Origin of the sequence: Staphylococcus sp. GDX8P80P, assembly GCF_017893095.1 — a bacterium.
Classification (GTDB): domain Bacteria; phylum Bacillota; class Bacilli; order Staphylococcales; family Staphylococcaceae; genus Staphylococcus; species Staphylococcus borealis.
This window is the reverse complement of sequence record NZ_JAESMI010000084.1, coordinates 20,982-36,700: the sequence shown is the minus strand read 5'-3', so window position 1 is coordinate 36,700 and position 15,719 is coordinate 20,982. Positions and strand designations below refer to the sequence as shown.

11 protein-coding genes and 1 other annotated feature are annotated in these 15,719 nt (G+C 37.0%); all 11 genes read right to left on the bottom strand.

Annotation, left to right across the window (positions count from 1 at the left end; translation table 11 throughout):
* Positions 1 to 98 precede the first annotated feature (98 nt).
* Positions 99 to 1,283, bottom strand: a complete 1,185-nt coding sequence (gene tuf / locus KA858_RS08245; protein ID WP_011276713.1) for an elongation factor Tu — start codon at positions 1,281 to 1,283, stop codon at positions 99 to 101.
* Positions 1,284 to 1,487: 204 nt separating this feature from the next.
* On the bottom strand, positions 1,488 to 3,569 hold the full coding sequence (gene fusA, locus KA858_RS08240; RefSeq protein WP_070854628.1) for an elongation factor G: 2,082 nt from the start codon (positions 3,567 to 3,569) through the stop codon (positions 1,488 to 1,490).
* A gap of 121 nt (positions 3,570 to 3,690) precedes the next feature.
* Positions 3,691 to 4,161 carry a 30S ribosomal protein S7 gene (gene rpsG / locus KA858_RS08235; RefSeq protein ID WP_001137495.1) on the bottom strand — a complete coding sequence of 157 codons (471 nt, stop codon included), beginning with the start codon at positions 4,159 to 4,161 and terminating at the stop codon, positions 3,691 to 3,693.
* A 70-nt stretch (positions 4,162 to 4,231) separates the two neighbouring features.
* Complete coding sequence (gene rpsL / locus KA858_RS08230) at positions 4,232 to 4,645, bottom strand: 30S ribosomal protein S12 (protein WP_053031033.1); 414 nt, start codon at positions 4,643 to 4,645, stop codon at positions 4,232 to 4,234.
* Positions 4,646 to 4,734: 89 nt separating this feature from the next.
* Entirely contained in the window at positions 4,735 to 4,995 is a 261-nt protein-coding gene (locus KA858_RS08225; protein WP_053031031.1) for a ribosomal L7Ae/L30e/S12e/Gadd45 family protein, read from the bottom strand.
* A 196-nt stretch (positions 4,996 to 5,191) separates the two neighbouring features.
* A complete protein-coding gene (gene rpoC / locus KA858_RS08220) occupies positions 5,192 to 8,785 on the bottom strand; it encodes a DNA-directed RNA polymerase subunit beta' (protein WP_210125960.1) in 3,594 nt (1,197 codons plus the stop codon).
* 199 nt (positions 8,786 to 8,984) lie between these two features.
* A complete protein-coding gene (rpoB, locus tag KA858_RS08215) occupies positions 8,985 to 12,536 on the bottom strand; it encodes a DNA-directed RNA polymerase subunit beta (RefSeq protein WP_210125959.1) in 3,552 nt (1,183 codons plus the stop codon).
* 208 nt (positions 12,537 to 12,744) lie between these two features.
* Positions 12,745 to 13,353 carry a class I SAM-dependent methyltransferase gene (locus tag KA858_RS08210; RefSeq protein WP_210125958.1) on the bottom strand — a complete coding sequence of 203 codons (609 nt, stop codon included), beginning with the start codon at positions 13,351 to 13,353 and terminating at the stop codon, positions 12,745 to 12,747.
* A gap of 173 nt (positions 13,354 to 13,526) precedes the next feature.
* Positions 13,527 to 13,895 carry a 50S ribosomal protein L7/L12 gene (gene rplL / locus KA858_RS08205; protein WP_011276720.1) on the bottom strand — a complete coding sequence of 123 codons (369 nt, stop codon included), beginning with the start codon at positions 13,893 to 13,895 and terminating at the stop codon, positions 13,527 to 13,529.
* Between the two features lie 39 nt (positions 13,896 to 13,934).
* A complete protein-coding gene (gene rplJ, locus KA858_RS08200; protein ID WP_053031024.1) occupies positions 13,935 to 14,435 on the bottom strand; it encodes a 50S ribosomal protein L10 in 501 nt (166 codons plus the stop codon).
* Positions 14,436 to 14,473: 38 nt separating this feature from the next.
* Positions 14,474 to 14,626 (bottom strand) — a sequence feature (ribosomal protein L10 leader region).
* A 276-nt stretch (positions 14,627 to 14,902) separates the two neighbouring features.
* Positions 14,903 to 15,598, bottom strand: a complete 696-nt coding sequence (gene rplA, locus KA858_RS08195; RefSeq protein WP_011276724.1) for a 50S ribosomal protein L1 — start codon at positions 15,596 to 15,598, stop codon at positions 14,903 to 14,905.
* Positions 15,599 to 15,719: the final 121 nt, after the last annotated feature.

Sequence of the window (15,719 nt, the reverse complement as noted above, 5' to 3'; positions counted from 1 at the left end):
AACCGATGTTTGCGTAGAACCCAATTATTTTAATTTCTGCTCTTCTCCAAAAAAAAGACTCCCTTAAAGGGAGTCTTTGAAATAAAGAATAATTAAAATTATTCGATGATTTCAGTTACAACGCCTGATCCTACAGTACGTCCACCTTCACGGATTGAGAAACGAGTACCGTCTTCAATCGCGATAGGAGCGATTAATTCTACTGTCATTTCAACGTTGTCGCCAGGCATAACCATTTCAGTACCTTCTGGTAAGTTAACAACACCAGTTACGTCAGTAGTACGGAAATAGAATTGTGGACGATAGTTTGTGAAGAATGGAGTGTGACGTCCACCTTCGTCTTTAGATAAAACGTATACGTCTGCTTTGAATTTTGTGTGAGGTGTGATTGAACCTGGAGCAGCTAATACTTGACCACGTTGTACGTCTTCACGAGCAACACCACGTAATAATGCACCGATGTTGTCACCAGCTTCAGCGTAGTCTAATAATTTACGGAACATTTCTACACCAGTAACAGTTGTTTTAGAAGTGTCATGGATACCAATGATTTCAACTTCTTCACCAACTTTGATTTGACCACGTTCAACACGGCCTGTAGCAACAGTACCACGACCAGTGATTGAGAATACGTCCTCAACTGGCATCATGAATGGTTTGTCAGAATCACGTTCTGGAGTTGGAATGTAATCATCAACTGCTTGCATTAATTCTAAGATTTTTTCTTCGTATTGAGCATCGCCTTCTAAAGCTTTTAAAGCTGAACCAGCGATTACAGGTACGTCGTCACCTGGGAAGTCGTATTCAGATAATAAGTCACGTACTTCCATTTCAACTAATTCTAATAATTCTTCATCGTCAACCATGTCAACTTTGTTTAAGAATACTACTAATGCTGGTACACCAACGTTACGTGATAAAAGAATGTGTTCACGAGTTTGTGGCATTGGACCGTCAGCAGCAGACACTACTAAGATACCGCCGTCCATTTGAGCAGCACCAGTGATCATGTTTTTAACATAGTCAGCGTGTCCTGGGCAGTCAACGTGAGCATAGTGACGTTTGTCAGTTTGGTATTCGATGTGTGCAGTATTGATTGTGATACCACGTTCTTTTTCTTCTGGAGCGTTGTCAATCATGTCATATGATTGTGCTACAGTGTCACCATTTTTAGCTAATACAGTTGCGATAGCAGCTGTTAAAGTAGTTTTACCATGGTCAACGTGACCGATAGTACCAATATTGGCATGTTCTTTTGAGCGATCAAATTTTTCTTTTGCCATTATTAAATCTCTCCTATTCTAGTAAAAGTTATTTCAATATTATCTCTCATGATAGTTTCTCACCATCATGAGACATAATGATTGTTAGAATTCATAATTCATTTATAATGCATTTTCAGTAAAAAATCAATTCATAAAGGTGTTTGCTTAAAGAATAAGCATACGCTGTATTTTACCTAGAAAATCTAGTTAAAACAAGTTTAATTATTCACCTTTATTTTTTTTGATGATATCATCAGCGATTGATTTTGGAACTTCTGCATAGTGATCGAAGTACATTGTGTAAGTACCGCGACCTTGAGTGTTAGAACGTAATGAAGTTGCATAACCGAACATTTCTGAAAGTGGTACATAAGCGTTAACAACTTGTGCATTACCACGAGGTTCCATACCATCAACACGTCCACGACGAGCTGTTACGTCACCCATGATATCGCCCATGTATTCTTCAGGCATTTCGATTGTTACTTTCATCATTGGTTCTAAGATAACTGGATCACATTTTTTAGCAGCTTCTTTAAGCGCTAATGATGCAGCAATTTTGAAGGCCATTTCTGATGAATCGACATCATGGTATGAACCATCAAATAATTTAGCTTTAACATCGATTAATGGATATCCAGCTAAGACACCGTTTTCCATAGCATCTTTAAGACCAGCTTCAACTGATGGAATGTATTCACGAGGAACTACACCACCAACGATAGCGTTTTCGAATTCGAAACCTGCGCCAGTTTCGTTTGGTGTGAATTCAATGTGAACATCACCGTATTGACCACGACCACCAGATTGACGAGAGAATTTACCTTGAACTTGTGCAGATTGCTTGAATGTTTCACGGTATGAAACCATTGGCGCACCTACATTACATTCAACGTTGAATTCTTTCTTCATACGGTCAACTAAGATGTCTAAGTGTAACTCACCCATACCACCGATGATAACTTGTCCAGTTTCTTCATCTGTGTGTGCATGGAAAGTAGGGTCTTCTTCTTGTAATTTAACTAAAGCTTGAGTCATTTTATCTTGGTCAGCTTTAGATTTAGGTTCTACTGATAAGTGGATAACTGGTTCTGGGAATTCCATTGATTCTAAGATAATGTCATTCTTTTCACCACATAATGTGTCACCAGTACCTGTATCTTTAAGACCAACTGCAGCAGCGATATCGCCTGAGTAAACAGTATCGATTTCTTGACGTGAGTTAGCGTGCATTTGTAATAAACGACCTACACGTTCACGTTTGTCTTTAGTTGAGTTCTTAATGTAAGAACCTGATGTTAAAGTACCTGAATATACACGGAAGAAAGTTAATTTACCAACATAAGGGTCAGTCATAACTTTAAATGCTAATGCAGCGAATTCAGCTGAATCGTCTGGTTTAGCAATTACTTCTTCTTCAGGATTGTCAGCACGGTGGCCAACAATTGGTTTAACATCTAAAGGTGATGGTAAGTAGTCAATTACTGCGTTAAGCATTAATTGAACACCTTTGTTTTTGAATGCTGTACCACAAAGTACTGGGTAGAATTCTACGTCAGTAGTTGCTTGACGGATAGCATCTTTTAATTCTTCAACTGAAATTTCTTCGTCACCAAGATATTTTTCCATTAAATCGTCGTTAGTTTCAGCAACTGCTTCGATTAAATTAGAACGAGCTTCTTCTGCTCTTTCTTTGTGATCTTCAGGAATTTCAATTTCGTCAATTTCAGTACCTAAGTCGTTTGTATATTTGAAACATTTCATTTCAACTAAGTCAATGATAGCTTCAAATTCGTCTTCGGCACCAATTGGTAATTGGATAGGTGCAGCGTTAGCATCTAAACGATCATGTAATGTGCTTACAGAATAATCGAAGTTAGCACCTAATTTATCCATTTTGTTTACGAATACGATACGAGGTACACCGTATGTTGTAGCTTGACGCCAAACTGTTTCAGTTTGAGGTTCTACACCTGATTGCGCATCAAGTACAGTAACCGCACCATCAAGTACACGTAATGAACGTTCAACCTCTACAGTGAAGTCTACGTGTCCTGGAGTATCGATAATGTTTACACGGTGGCCATCCCATTGAGCTGTTGTAGCAGCTGATGTGATTGTAATACCACGGTCTTGTTCTTGTTCCATCCAGTCCATTTGTGAAGCACCTTCGTGTGTTTCACCAATTTTGTGGATACGACCTGTATAGTAAAGAATACGTTCAGTCGTAGTTGTTTTACCAGCATCGATGTGAGCCATGATACCGATATTACGAGTGTTTTTCAAAGAAAAGTCTCTAGCCATTGTTTTTCTCCTTCCAGTAATTACTGAATAAGTACTATTGAATATGGCGATGCCCTAAGCATGAGCCATCTTATTTGGTAAACCAATGTGACGGAACACACTCAGGGTTAAAGCTTTAATCTTACCAGCGGTAGTGAGCGAATGCTTTGTTCGCTTCAGCCATTTTGTGAGTGTCCTCACGTTTCTTAACGGCACCACCTGTATTATTAGCAGCATCTAAGATTTCGTTAGCTAAACGATCTTCCATAGTTTTTTCACCACGAAGACGAGCGTAGTTTACTAACCAACGTAATCCTAGAGTCGTACGACGTTCAGGGCGAACCTCAACTGGTACTTGGTAGTTTGAACCACCCACACGACGAGCTTTTACTTCTAATACTGGCATAATATTGTTGATTGCTTCTTCAAATACTTCTAAAGCATCACGACCACTGCGTTGTTCTACAAGGTCAAATGCTGAATAAAGAATTCTTTGTGCAGTTCCGCGTTTACCATCTAACATAATTTTGTTGATCAATTTTGTAACTAATTTAGAGTTATGAATTGGATCTGGTAATACGTCTCTTTTAGGTACTGATCCTTTACGAGGCATAATTAAAATCCTCCCTTCCTATTATAGTATATTATTAAAAATTGAAATTAAAATTTACACAATCTTAAACTTAATTTTTAGGTTTTTTAGTTCCGTATAATGAACGGCCTTGTCTACGTCCGTCAACACCTGAAGTATCAAGTGCACCACGTACGATGTGGTAACGCACACCAGGTAAGTCTTTTACACGTCCACCACGTACAAGTACTACACTGTGTTCTTGTAAGTTATGGCCGATACCAGGGATGTATGCGTTGATTTCAATATTGTTTGATAAACGCACACGTGCATATTTACGTAACGCTGAGTTAGGTTTTTTAGGTGTCATAGTACCTACACGAGTACAAACACCACGTTTTTGAGGTGAGTTTAAGTTAGTAAATTGTTTCTTTTTACTATTAAAACCTTTGTTTAAAGCTGGTGAATCTGATTTTTTAGATTTGCTTTGTCTAGGTTTACGTACTAATTGGTTAATAGTTGGCATTGAAATGTCCTCCTCTCTTCACTTTTTAATTCCACACATCCAGGTGGTTCATTTTTAGGTTAAATAAAATTTAGTAAGCAAAATACTTACTAATTCTCATTCAATAACGCAACAATGGTTGCATTAACATTAATACCTACATAGTTACCTAAAGCATGTTTGCTTTGATAATAAGTGATAGGTATATTTTTATGATTGATTAAACTAAATACGTGAGCTAACAAATGCACCTCAACGTCTTGAGCAATAATCAAAGATGCAACTTGATCTCTATTTAACGCTTTAAGCGTTTCTTTAAGACCAACTACATAGTGTTGTTTGTTAAAGCGTGCAACTTTTTCATTAGACATTAAAATATCCTCCAAAGTTCTGCTTGCATCAACCTTTACAATAATAACACTTATTGAAGTATCAAGTCAACATTTTTTGTAGACTTTTTACTCATTTTAAAAAATAAAGAACGAGAGCGAGACTACCTCTTTAAAAGTTAGATATGTCCCGTCTCGTCAATTATAAAATAATTCCTAATAGGCTTTATTTTATAGTTTATTCAATAACTTCGGCTTCTTCAGTTTCAGTAACTGGTGTTTCCGCTTTATCGTATTTAACGTCGCTATAACGTCTCATACCAGTACCAGCTGGAATTAACTTACCGATAATAACGTTCTCTTTAAGTCCAAGTAAGTCATCACGTTTACCTTTGATAGCTGCATCTGTAAGCACACGTGTTGTTTCTTGGAATGACGCTGCTGATAAGAAGCTTTCTGTTTCAAGAGAAGCTTTAGTAATACCAAGCAATACTGGTTTAGCTGTTGCTGGACGTTTACGTTCTTTAAATGCTTCTCTGTTTGCATCTGTAAAGTTATGAATATCAACCAATGAACCAGGTAATAACTTAGTATCGCCAGCTTCAATGATTCTAACTTTACGTAGCATTTGTCTTACCATTACTTCAACGTGTTTATCGTCGATTTCTACACCTTGCATACGATAAACTTTTTGAACTTCTTTAAGTAAGTAGCTTTCAGTTGCATTTAAACCAGCAACGGCTAAGAAGTTCTTAGGCTCGATTGAACCTTCTGTTAACACTTCACCACGTTCAACTGATTGACCGATTTCTACTTTCAATCTAGAAGTACCTGAAGCTAAGTAAGATCTTGTTTCATTAGCACCTTTAACAACAATTTCTTGTTGACGGTCTTTAGCTAATTTAATATCTTCAACGACACCTTCGATTTCAGTAATCACGGCTTGACCTTTAGGATTACGTGCTTCGAAAATCTCTTGGATACGAGGAAGACCTTGAGTGATATCGCTTCCTGCTACACCACCTGTATGGAATGTACGCATTGTAAGTTGGGTACCAGGTTCACCGATTGATTGCGCAGCGATTGTACCAACTGCTTCACCCACTTCAACTTTTTCACCTGTTGCAAGGTTTTTACCGTAACATTTTTCACAAACACCGTGACGTGTGTTACAAGTAAATGCTGAGCGGATGTACATTTGTTCAATGCCTGCATCACTGATTTTCTTAGCAATTTCAGCTGTAATTAATTCATCTGGACGAATGATTACTTCATCCGTTTCAGGATGACGAATTGTTTCTTTAGAGTAACGTCCTTCAATACGTTCGATGAATGGTTCAATCATTTCTGTACCTTCTTTGATATCAGAAACGAGTAAACCACGGTCTGTACCACAGTCTTCTTCACGAACGATAACATCTTGTGCAACGTCAACAAGACGACGAGTAAGGTAACCAGAGTCAGCTGTTTTAAGGGCTGTATCGGCAAGACCTTTACGCGCACCGTGAGTAGAGATGAAGTATTCTAATACCGTTAAACCTTCACGGAATGAAGATGTGATAGGTAACTCGATAATTTTACCTGATGGAGCGGCCATTAAACCACGCATACCAGCTAACTGAGTAAAGTTAGATGCGTTACCACGGGCACCAGAGTCACTCATCATGAAGATTGGGTTTGTTTTCTCAAGTGATTGCATTAATTCGCCTTGAATTTGATCTTTGGCATCTGTCCAAATTTCAACAACAGCATTATAACGTTCATCTTCAGTAATTAAACCACGGTTAAATTGTTTAGACACGCGTTCAACTAATTTTTCATGTTCATCTAAGATATCTTGTTTATCTGGAAGTACAACAATATCTGCTACACCAACAGTAATACCAGCTTTAGATGAGAATTTGAAACCTAAATCTTTCATACGGTCAAGCATCATAGATGTGTCAGTGATGCTAAATCTATTGAAGACTTCGGCAATAATATTACCTAAGAATTTTTTATTGAATGGTTCAATAAGCTCTTGTTCTTCAAAGTAAGCTTTAAGTCCACCTTCACCTAATTGAGTTGGATCAATAAAGTATTTATCCGGTGTTTTACCTTCAAGATTAGTTTGGCTAGGTTCATTAATAAATGCGAATGAATCAGGAATGATTTCATTGAAGATCACTTTACCTACTGAAGTAGCTAAAATTTTGTTGTTTTGAGCTTCTGTAAATGTAGGGTTATTAAATGATTTCGCATGCACACCAATACGAGTGTGTAAATGTACATAACCATTTGCATATGCTTTAAGCACTTCATTAGTATCATTAAAGATTGTGCCAGTGTTTACTGCATCTTTACGTTCTAAAGTAAGGTAATAGTTACCTAGTACCATATCTTGTGATGGTGTTACAACAGGTTTACCATCTTTAGGGTTCAAGATGTTTTGCGCAGCTAGCATTAACATACGTGCTTCAGCTTGTGCTTCTTTAGATAAAGGAACGTGAACAGCCATTTGGTCACCGTCAAAGTCCGCGTTGTAAGCTGTTGTTACAAGTGGGTGAAGACGGATAGCACGACCTTCAACTAATGTAGGTTCGAATGCTTGGATACCTAATCTGTGAAGTGTAGGTGCACGGTTAAGTAATACAGGATGTTCTCTGATTACATCTTCTAATACGTCCCAAACTTCATCGTCCATACGTTCAATTTTACTTTTAGCGTTTTTGATGTTCGTAGCAATTTCACGTTGAACTAATTCTTTCATCACGAATGGTTTGAACAATTCAAGTGCCATTTCTTTAGGTAATCCACATTGATACATTTTCAAGCTTGGTCCAACTGCAATAACTGAACGACCTGAATAGTCAACACGTTTACCAAGTAAGTTTTGACGGAAACGACCTTGTTTACCTTTCAGCATATGTGAAAGAGATTTCAATGGTCTGTTACCTGGACCAGTAACTGGACGACCACGACGACCGTTGTCAATTAAAGCATCTACAGCTTCTTGTAACATACGTTTTTCATTTTGAACGATGATGCCAGGGGCACCTAAGTCTAATAAACGTTTCAAACGGTTGTTACGGTTAATTACACGACGGTATAAGTCATTTAAATCACTTGTTGCGAAACGTCCACCATCTAACTGAACCATTGGACGGATTTCTGGTGGAATAATTGGAAGTACATCTAAAATCATCCATGCTGGGTTATTACCAGAGTTTCTGAATGATTCAACAACTTCTAAACGTTTAATCGCACGTGTCAATCTTTGACCTGTTGCAGATTCTAATTCGTCACGTAATGATTTTAATTCTTCGTCTAAGTTGATTTCTTCTAATAAATCTTTAATACCTTCAGCACCCATTTTAGCGACAAATTGGCCTGGATATTTATCATAATAATCTCTGAATTCAGCTTCAGATAGTAAAGATTTTTTCTCTAAGCCAGTTGGGCCTGGATCCACAACAACATATGAAGCGAAGTAAATCACTTCTTCTAATGCTCTAGGAGACATGTCTAATAAAAGACCCATACGACTTGGAATACCTTTGAAATACCAAATATGTGAAACTGGAGCAGCTAATTCAATGTGTCCCATTCTTTCACGACGTACTTTAGATTTAGTTACTTCTACACCACATCTGTCACAGACCATGCCTTTGTAGCGTACACGTTTGTACTTACCACAACTACATTCCCAGTCTTTTGTAGGTCCAAAAATTCTTTCACAGAAAAGACCATCTTTTTCTGGTTTCAATGTACGATAGTTGATTGTTTCTGGTTTTTTTACTTCACCGTATGACCATGAACGGATTTTTTCAGGTGAGGCTAAACCGATTTTCATATAATGGAAATTATTTACATCAATCAAGGAGCCTACCTCCTTCAATTTAGATTAGCTGTGCTATTTGATTGATTTACATCTATTGAAACTAAAACAAGTCATTATGAATATAGGGAGGAAATCAGTACGATTTATCCATGTTTCAGAATTAAATCGAACTGAGTTTCATATCCCTTATTTAGATAACTTCTATTTCTAATTAGTCAGTAGTTTCTTTTTGAGTTTCAGGAACATCTTTTTGTTGTAAATCTACTTTGCGCTCAGTTGCATCTTCATCATCAACATCCGCCATTTCGATTTCATTATCATGTTCATCCATAACTTTGACATCTAAACCTAAACTTTGTAATTCTTTCATCAATACACGGAATGATTCTGGAACACTTGGTCTAGAGATGTTTTCACCTTTAACGATAGCTTCGTAAGTTTTAACACGTCCTACAGTATCGTCAGATTTGTAAGTTAAGATTTCTTGTAATGTGTAAGCAGCACCATAAGCTTCTAGTGCCCATACCTCCATCTCACCAAAACGTTGTCCACCGAATTGTGCTTTACCACCAAGTGGTTGTTGCGTTACAAGTGAGTATGGACCAGTTGAACGCGCATGAAGTTTGTCGTCAACCATGTGTGCAAGTTTAAGCATGTACATAACACCAACAGAAATACGATTATCGAATGGTTCACCTGTTCTACCATCGTATAAGACTGTTTTACCGTCACGTGCCATACCTGCCTCTTCGATTGTTGACCATACATCATCATCGTTCGCACCATCGAATACTGGAGATGCAACATGGATGCCTAAGTTTTTAGCAGCCATACCTAAGTGTAGTTCTAATACTTGTCCGATGTTCATACGAGATGGTACACCAAGTGGGTTTAACATGATATCGATTGGACGTCCATCTGGTAAGTAAGGCATATCTTCTTCAGGTACAATCTTAGAGATAACCCCTTTGTTACCGTGACGACCACACATTTTATCCCCAACATGGATTTTACGTTTTTGTACGATGTATACACGTACTAATTGGTTAACGCCTGGTGATAAAGTATCATCGCCTTCTTCACGATTAAACACTTTAACATCAAGAACGATACCACCGGCACCGTGAGGTACACGTAATGATGTATCACGTACTTCACGTGCTTTCTCACCGAAGATAGCATGTAATAATCTTTCTTCAGCTGTTAATTCAGTCACACCTTTAGGCGTTACTTTACCTACTAAGATGTCACCGTCTTTAACTTCAGCACCAACGTAGACAATACCACGATCATCTAAGTTTTTAAGTGCATTTTCTGACACATTCGGAATGTCACGAGTGATTTCTTCAGGTCCTAGTTTAGTATCACGCGCTTCTGATTCATATTCTTCAATATGAATTGAAGTATAAACGTCATCTTTAACTAGACGTTCACTCATAATAACAGCATCCTCATAGTTGTAACCGTCCCAAGTCATGAAACCAACTACAACGTTACGTCCTAACGCCATTTCACCTAATTCCATAGATGGTCCGTCAGCTAGAATTTCATTGTACTCAACAACGTCGCCAACTGTAACAATTGGACGTTGGTTATAACACGTACCTGTATTTGAACGTTTAAATTTAGCTAATGGATAACGATCTAATTCACCTTCATGTTCAATGCCATTCTCTTCTACTAAACGACGAACTAAGATTTCTTTAGATTCAACATGTTCAACACGACCTCTATGTTTAGCAGTAATTGCAGCGCCTGAGTCACGTGCAGCAACGTGTTCCATACCTGTACCAACAAATGGTGCTTCAGTGTTCATCAATGGTACTGCTTGACGTTGCATGTTCGCACCCATTAAGGCACGGTTAGAGTCATCGTTTTCAAGGAATGGAATACATGCTGTCGCAGCTGATACTACTTGTTTAGGAGATACGTCCATGTAGTCCATTTTCTCTTTGGCCATAACTGTGTTATTACCACGGAAACGACATACGACTTCATCATCTAAGAAACGGCCATTTTCATCTAAGCGAGAGTTCGCTTGGGCTACTACATAGCTGTCTTCTTCATCAGCTGTTAAGTAGTCGATTTGATCTGTAATAGAGTTAGTGTCTAAGTCTACTTTACGATATGGTGTTTCAATGAAACCAAATTCATTCACACGTGCATAACTTGAAAGTGAGTTGATCAAACCAATGTTTGGTCCCTCTGGTGTCTCGATCGGACACATACGTCCATAGTGAGAGTAGTGAACGTCACGCACTTCCATTTGAGCACGTTCACGTGTTAAACCACCAGGTCCTAGGGCAGATAGACGACGTTTATGTGTTAACTCAGCTAACGGGTTAGCTTGGTCCATGAATTGTGATAATTGAGAGCTACCGAAGAACTCTTTAATAGAAGCAATTACAGGACGAATATTAATTAATTGTTGTGGTGTGATTGAATCTGTATCTTGAATTGACATTCTTTCACGCACAACACGTTCCATTCTTGATAAACCGATACGGAATTGGTTTTGTAATAATTCACCAACTGAACGTAAACGACGGTTACCTAAATGGTCAATGTCGTCTGTATAACCAATACCATTTAACAAGTTAAAGAAATAACTCATTGACGCAATGATATCTGCTGGTGTAATACATTTAACTTCTGAATCAGGTAAAGCATTACCAATTACAGTAGTTGTACGACCTTCTTCATCATTTGGAACGTAAACTTTAATTGATTGAATTTCAACAGGTTCATCAATAACTGTACCTTCTAATTCAAACACTTCACTATTAGCATTTGCTTCTAAAACTTCCATAATTTCGTCTAATTTACGACGGTCTAATACTGTACCTTCTTCGGCAACAATCTCACCAGTTTCGCTATTGACGATTGGTTCTGCTAATTTTTGGTTAAATAAGCGGTGTTTTAAGTGTAACTTTTTATTTGCTTTGTAACGACCAACACTTGCTAAATCATAACGTTTAGGGTCGAAAAAGCGTGAATATAATAAACTTTTCGCATTTTCAACTGTTGGTGGCTCACCAGGACGTAAACGTTCGTATATTTCTAATAATGCTTGTTCAGTATTTTCAGTGCTGTCTTTTTCAAGTGTATTACGTAAGTATTCACTGTCTCCTAATAAATCAATAATTGATTGATCGTGAGAGAAACCTAAAGCACGTAATAATACTGTTAACGGTAATTTACGTGTTCTATCAATACGTACATATACTACATCTTTCGCATCCGTTTCATATTCTAACCATGCACCACGGTTAGGAATAATTGTTGCATCGTAGTTTTCACGACCGTTTTTGTCAATTTTCTCATTGAAGTAAACGGATGGTGAACGTACTAATTGAGACACGATTACACGTTCTGCACCATTGATTACAAATGTACCTGTATCTGTCATTAATGGGAAGTCACCCATGAATACTTCTTGTTCTTTAACTTCGCCAGTTTCTTTAATTATTAGACGTACTTTAACACGAAGAGGTGCAGCATAAGTAGCGTCACGGTTTTTTGATTCTTCTAAATCATATTTTGGTTCACCTAATCGATAATCTACAAATTCTAATGAAAGGTTACCTGTGAAATCTTCAATTGGAGAGATATCACGGAACATTTCTAATAAACCTTCTTTTAGGAACCAGTCGTAAGATTTAGTTTGAATTTCTATTAAGTTTGGTAATTCTAATACTTCTGAAATTCTCGCATAATTTCTACGTTTACGATGTCTTCCATATTGGACAACTTGACCTGCCAAACAGATTCACCCCTCAAATATTGTGTGATGAACCAATACGCATGAAAATTTCGTATAACAAGACAAAAAGAAAACGGCAACACAGTTGATGACACCATTTTCGATTCTACATTTATTCTTGTTTATCATACTCTTTTCGCGTAAAAGTACACACTTATTGAACATAAATTTTTACATTTTATAACTATATCAGAATACAACTTTGAAATCAACCTTTTCGGCTTTTCAAAATGTAGTATCCCTTGTTCTTATTAACAACTTCGACATTATTAAAAATCTCTTCCATTTTCTTCTTAGCAGAAGGCATACCTTGTTTCTTTTGAATCACAACGTACAACTCACCTTGAGCATTGAGCTGTTGATATGCTTCTTCGAAAATACGATGAACAACTTCTTTTCCAGCTCTAATAGGAGGATTTGTTAGCACATAATCGAAATGACAATCCTTCAATTGCGATAAACCATCGCTTTCCTTAATAATGACGTTATCAATTTGATTTGCTTTTTTATTCTTTTCAGCAAGACTTAACGCACGATGATTAACGTCAACCATGGTAATTTGATGATGCGGTGAAACTTTAGCAATCATTAATCCAATCGGACCATAGCCACACCCAACATCAGCAATTGCTTTACTTGGACCAGGAGGATGTTCATTTAAAAAGGTTTGTACTAAAGTATCTGATCCAAAATCTACTTGCGCTTTTGAGAATACGCCTGCATCTGTAGTTAGATTTAATTGATGTTGATGGTAATGATAGTGAATGACTCTTTCATCACTTTGTACATCAGGATTTTCATCATAATAGTGTCCCATAACGCCACCTCTTTTTTCATTGTTCATCTTTATTTTACTAGAAAATGAAGTAAAACCCCGTTATCGTGATAACGGGGTTTTAATTTCTCAAAGAATTCAAGTTAATTATATCAATGTATTGTTATAAATACATCGAATACACTAACATTCGATATTAAGTTAAGATACTAGAATTATTTTAATTCTACAGTAGCTCCAACTTCTTCTAATTGTTCTTTAAGTTTTTCAGCTTCTTCTTTAGCAACGCCTTCTTTGATTACTTTAGGAGCGTTATCTACTAATTCTTTAGCATCTTTTAAGCCTAAGCCAGTTGCTTCTTTAACTGCTTTAACAACTTTGATTTTTGAAGATCCAGCTGAAGTTAACTCAACGTCAAATTCAGTTTTTTCTGCTGCTGCATCTCCGCCACCAGCTGCACCAGCTGCTGCTACAGGAGCTGCTGCTGTTACACCAAATTCTTCTTCAATTGCTTTTACTAAATCGTTTAATTCTAATACTGACATTTCTTTAATTGCTTCAATGATTTGTTCTTGATTAGCCATTTTATATTTCCTCCAATTATTTTAAAATTTTATGCGCAATTATTCAGCGCTTTCTTCTTTTTGTTCTCCAACAGCTTTAACCGCATAAGCGAAGTTGCGTACTGGAGCTTGTAATACTGATAAAAGCATAGAAACAAGACCATCGTGTGAAGGTAATGAACCAACAGTTTTAACTTCTTCTGCTGAAATAAGGTTACCTTCCATAACGCCTGTTTTGATTTCTAAAGCTTCATGTTCTTTAGCAAATCCTGCGATAACTTTCGCTGGTGCTACTACATCTTCAGTTGAAGTTGCAACAGCTGTAGGACCTGTTAAGAATTCATCTAAGCCTTCGATACCTGCTTGTTCAGCTGCACGACGAACCATAGTGTTTTTATAAACTTTATATTCAACACCAGCTTCACGTAATTGTGAACGTAATTCAGTTACTTCTGCAACAGTTAAGCCACGGTAGTCGACGATAACAGTTGAAACTGAATTTTTAAGTTGTTCAGCAATAACATCAACTTGTTGTTTTTTAGCTTCGATAATAGCAGACATTCAGACACCTCCATTTTTATTTTTGGTGCTTTTTAAATTTCTCAATAAAAAAAGCACTTTCTACCCACGGCAAAAAGCGCTTGAAAGATCATTTATATGATCACACGTTCAAGTCAATTTTAGCCTCGGCAGGATGATGTTTTAAGTTAATGGTTAACTCCTACTGTCTTAGGTAAAATAATCACAATAAATAATATAACCTCATTGTTGTAATATGTCAATAACTTTTTCAATTTTTTTGTAATCAAACGAGCAAAAGTTATAGGAATTGTAGAAATTAAGCGTTATGTTCCATCCACATACGACCACTAATGTTTATAGACGACTTTTAATAGCCTGTGAATACAGATGTTTTACGTGTCATCTTCATGCGACACTTTTACAGAACTCAATTTATATCTATACATAAAAATAACCTGCGACTTTCAAAAAGTCACAGGTTCTATTTTCAATAAGTTTACACTTAATTATAATTTGAATGATGAAGTATCAATTTTAACTCCAGGACCCATTGTTGTAGTTACAGCAACAGATTTGAAGTAAGTACCTTTAGCTGATGATGGTTTAGCTTTAGCTAAAACATCTTGTAACGTTTTGAAGTTTTCAACTAATTTTTCATCGCTAAATGAAACTTTACCGATTGAAGCATGTACAATACCAGCTTTTTCAGCACGGTATTCAACTTTACCAGCTTTGATTTCTTCAACAGCTTTTTTAACGTCCATAGTTACTGTACCAGTTTTAGGGTTTGGCATTAAACCTTTAGGTCCTAATACACGACCTAATTTACCAACTTCGCCCATCATGTCTGGAGTAGCTACTACTACGTCAAAGTCGAACCAACCTTGTTGGATTTTTTGTACATATTCAGATTCACCTACGTAATCTGCGCCTGCTTCTTCTGCTTCAGTGATTTTGTCACCTTTAGCAAATACTAATACACGTTGTGATTTACCCGTTCCGTTTGGTAACACTACTGCACCACGGATTTGTTGGTCATTTTTACGTGTATCAATTCCTAAACGGAAAGCAACTTCAACTGATGCGTCAAAGTTAGCAATGCTTGTTTCTTTAGCTAAGCTGATTGCTTCTTCAACACTATAGTGTTTAGTACGATCAACTTTATTAGCTGCTTCTTGATACTTTTTACCTTTTTTAGCCATTTATTGTTCCTCCTTTAGTGGTTTTAGCGGAATTTCCTCCCACGCTTACTTGTGTCTAACACAAGTTAAGAGCAGATAACAGATGAATGTCTAATGTTTGAGCAATCTCATAAGAAATTAC

What these genes read in the sequence shown, in the direction of transcription:
- KA858_RS08225 (WP_053031031.1), bottom strand. Translation starts at nt 4,995, where the DNA reads ATGTCTAATGAAAAAGTTGCACGCTTTAACAAACAACACTATGTAGTT.
- rpsG (WP_001137495.1), bottom strand. Translation starts at nt 4,161, where the DNA reads ATGCCTCGTAAAGGATCAGTACCTAAAAGAGACGTATTACCAGATCCA.
- rpsL (WP_053031033.1), bottom strand. Translation starts at nt 4,645, where the DNA reads ATGCCAACTATTAACCAATTAGTACGTAAACCTAGACAAAGCAAATCT.
- rplJ (WP_053031024.1), bottom strand. Translation starts at nt 14,435, where the DNA reads ATGTCTGCTATTATCGAAGCTAAAAAACAACAAGTTGATGTTATTGCT.
- rplA (WP_011276724.1), bottom strand. Translation starts at nt 15,598, where the DNA reads ATGGCTAAAAAAGGTAAAAAGTATCAAGAAGCAGCTAATAAAGTTGAT.
- tuf (WP_011276713.1), bottom strand. Translation starts at nt 1,283, where the DNA reads ATGGCAAAAGAAAAATTTGATCGCTCAAAAGAACATGCCAATATTGGT.
- rplL (WP_011276720.1), bottom strand. Translation starts at nt 13,895, where the DNA reads ATGGCTAATCAAGAACAAATCATTGAAGCAATTAAAGAAATGTCAGTA.
- KA858_RS08210 (WP_210125958.1), bottom strand. Translation starts at nt 13,353, where the DNA reads ATGGGACACTATTATGATGAAAATCCTGATGTACAAAGTGATGAAAGA.
- fusA (WP_070854628.1), bottom strand. Translation starts at nt 3,569, where the DNA reads ATGGCTAGAGACTTTTCTTTGAAAAACACTCGTAATATCGGTATCATG.
- rpoC (WP_210125960.1), bottom strand. Translation starts at nt 8,785, where the DNA reads ATGAAAATCGGTTTAGCCTCACCTGAAAAAATCCGTTCATGGTCATAC.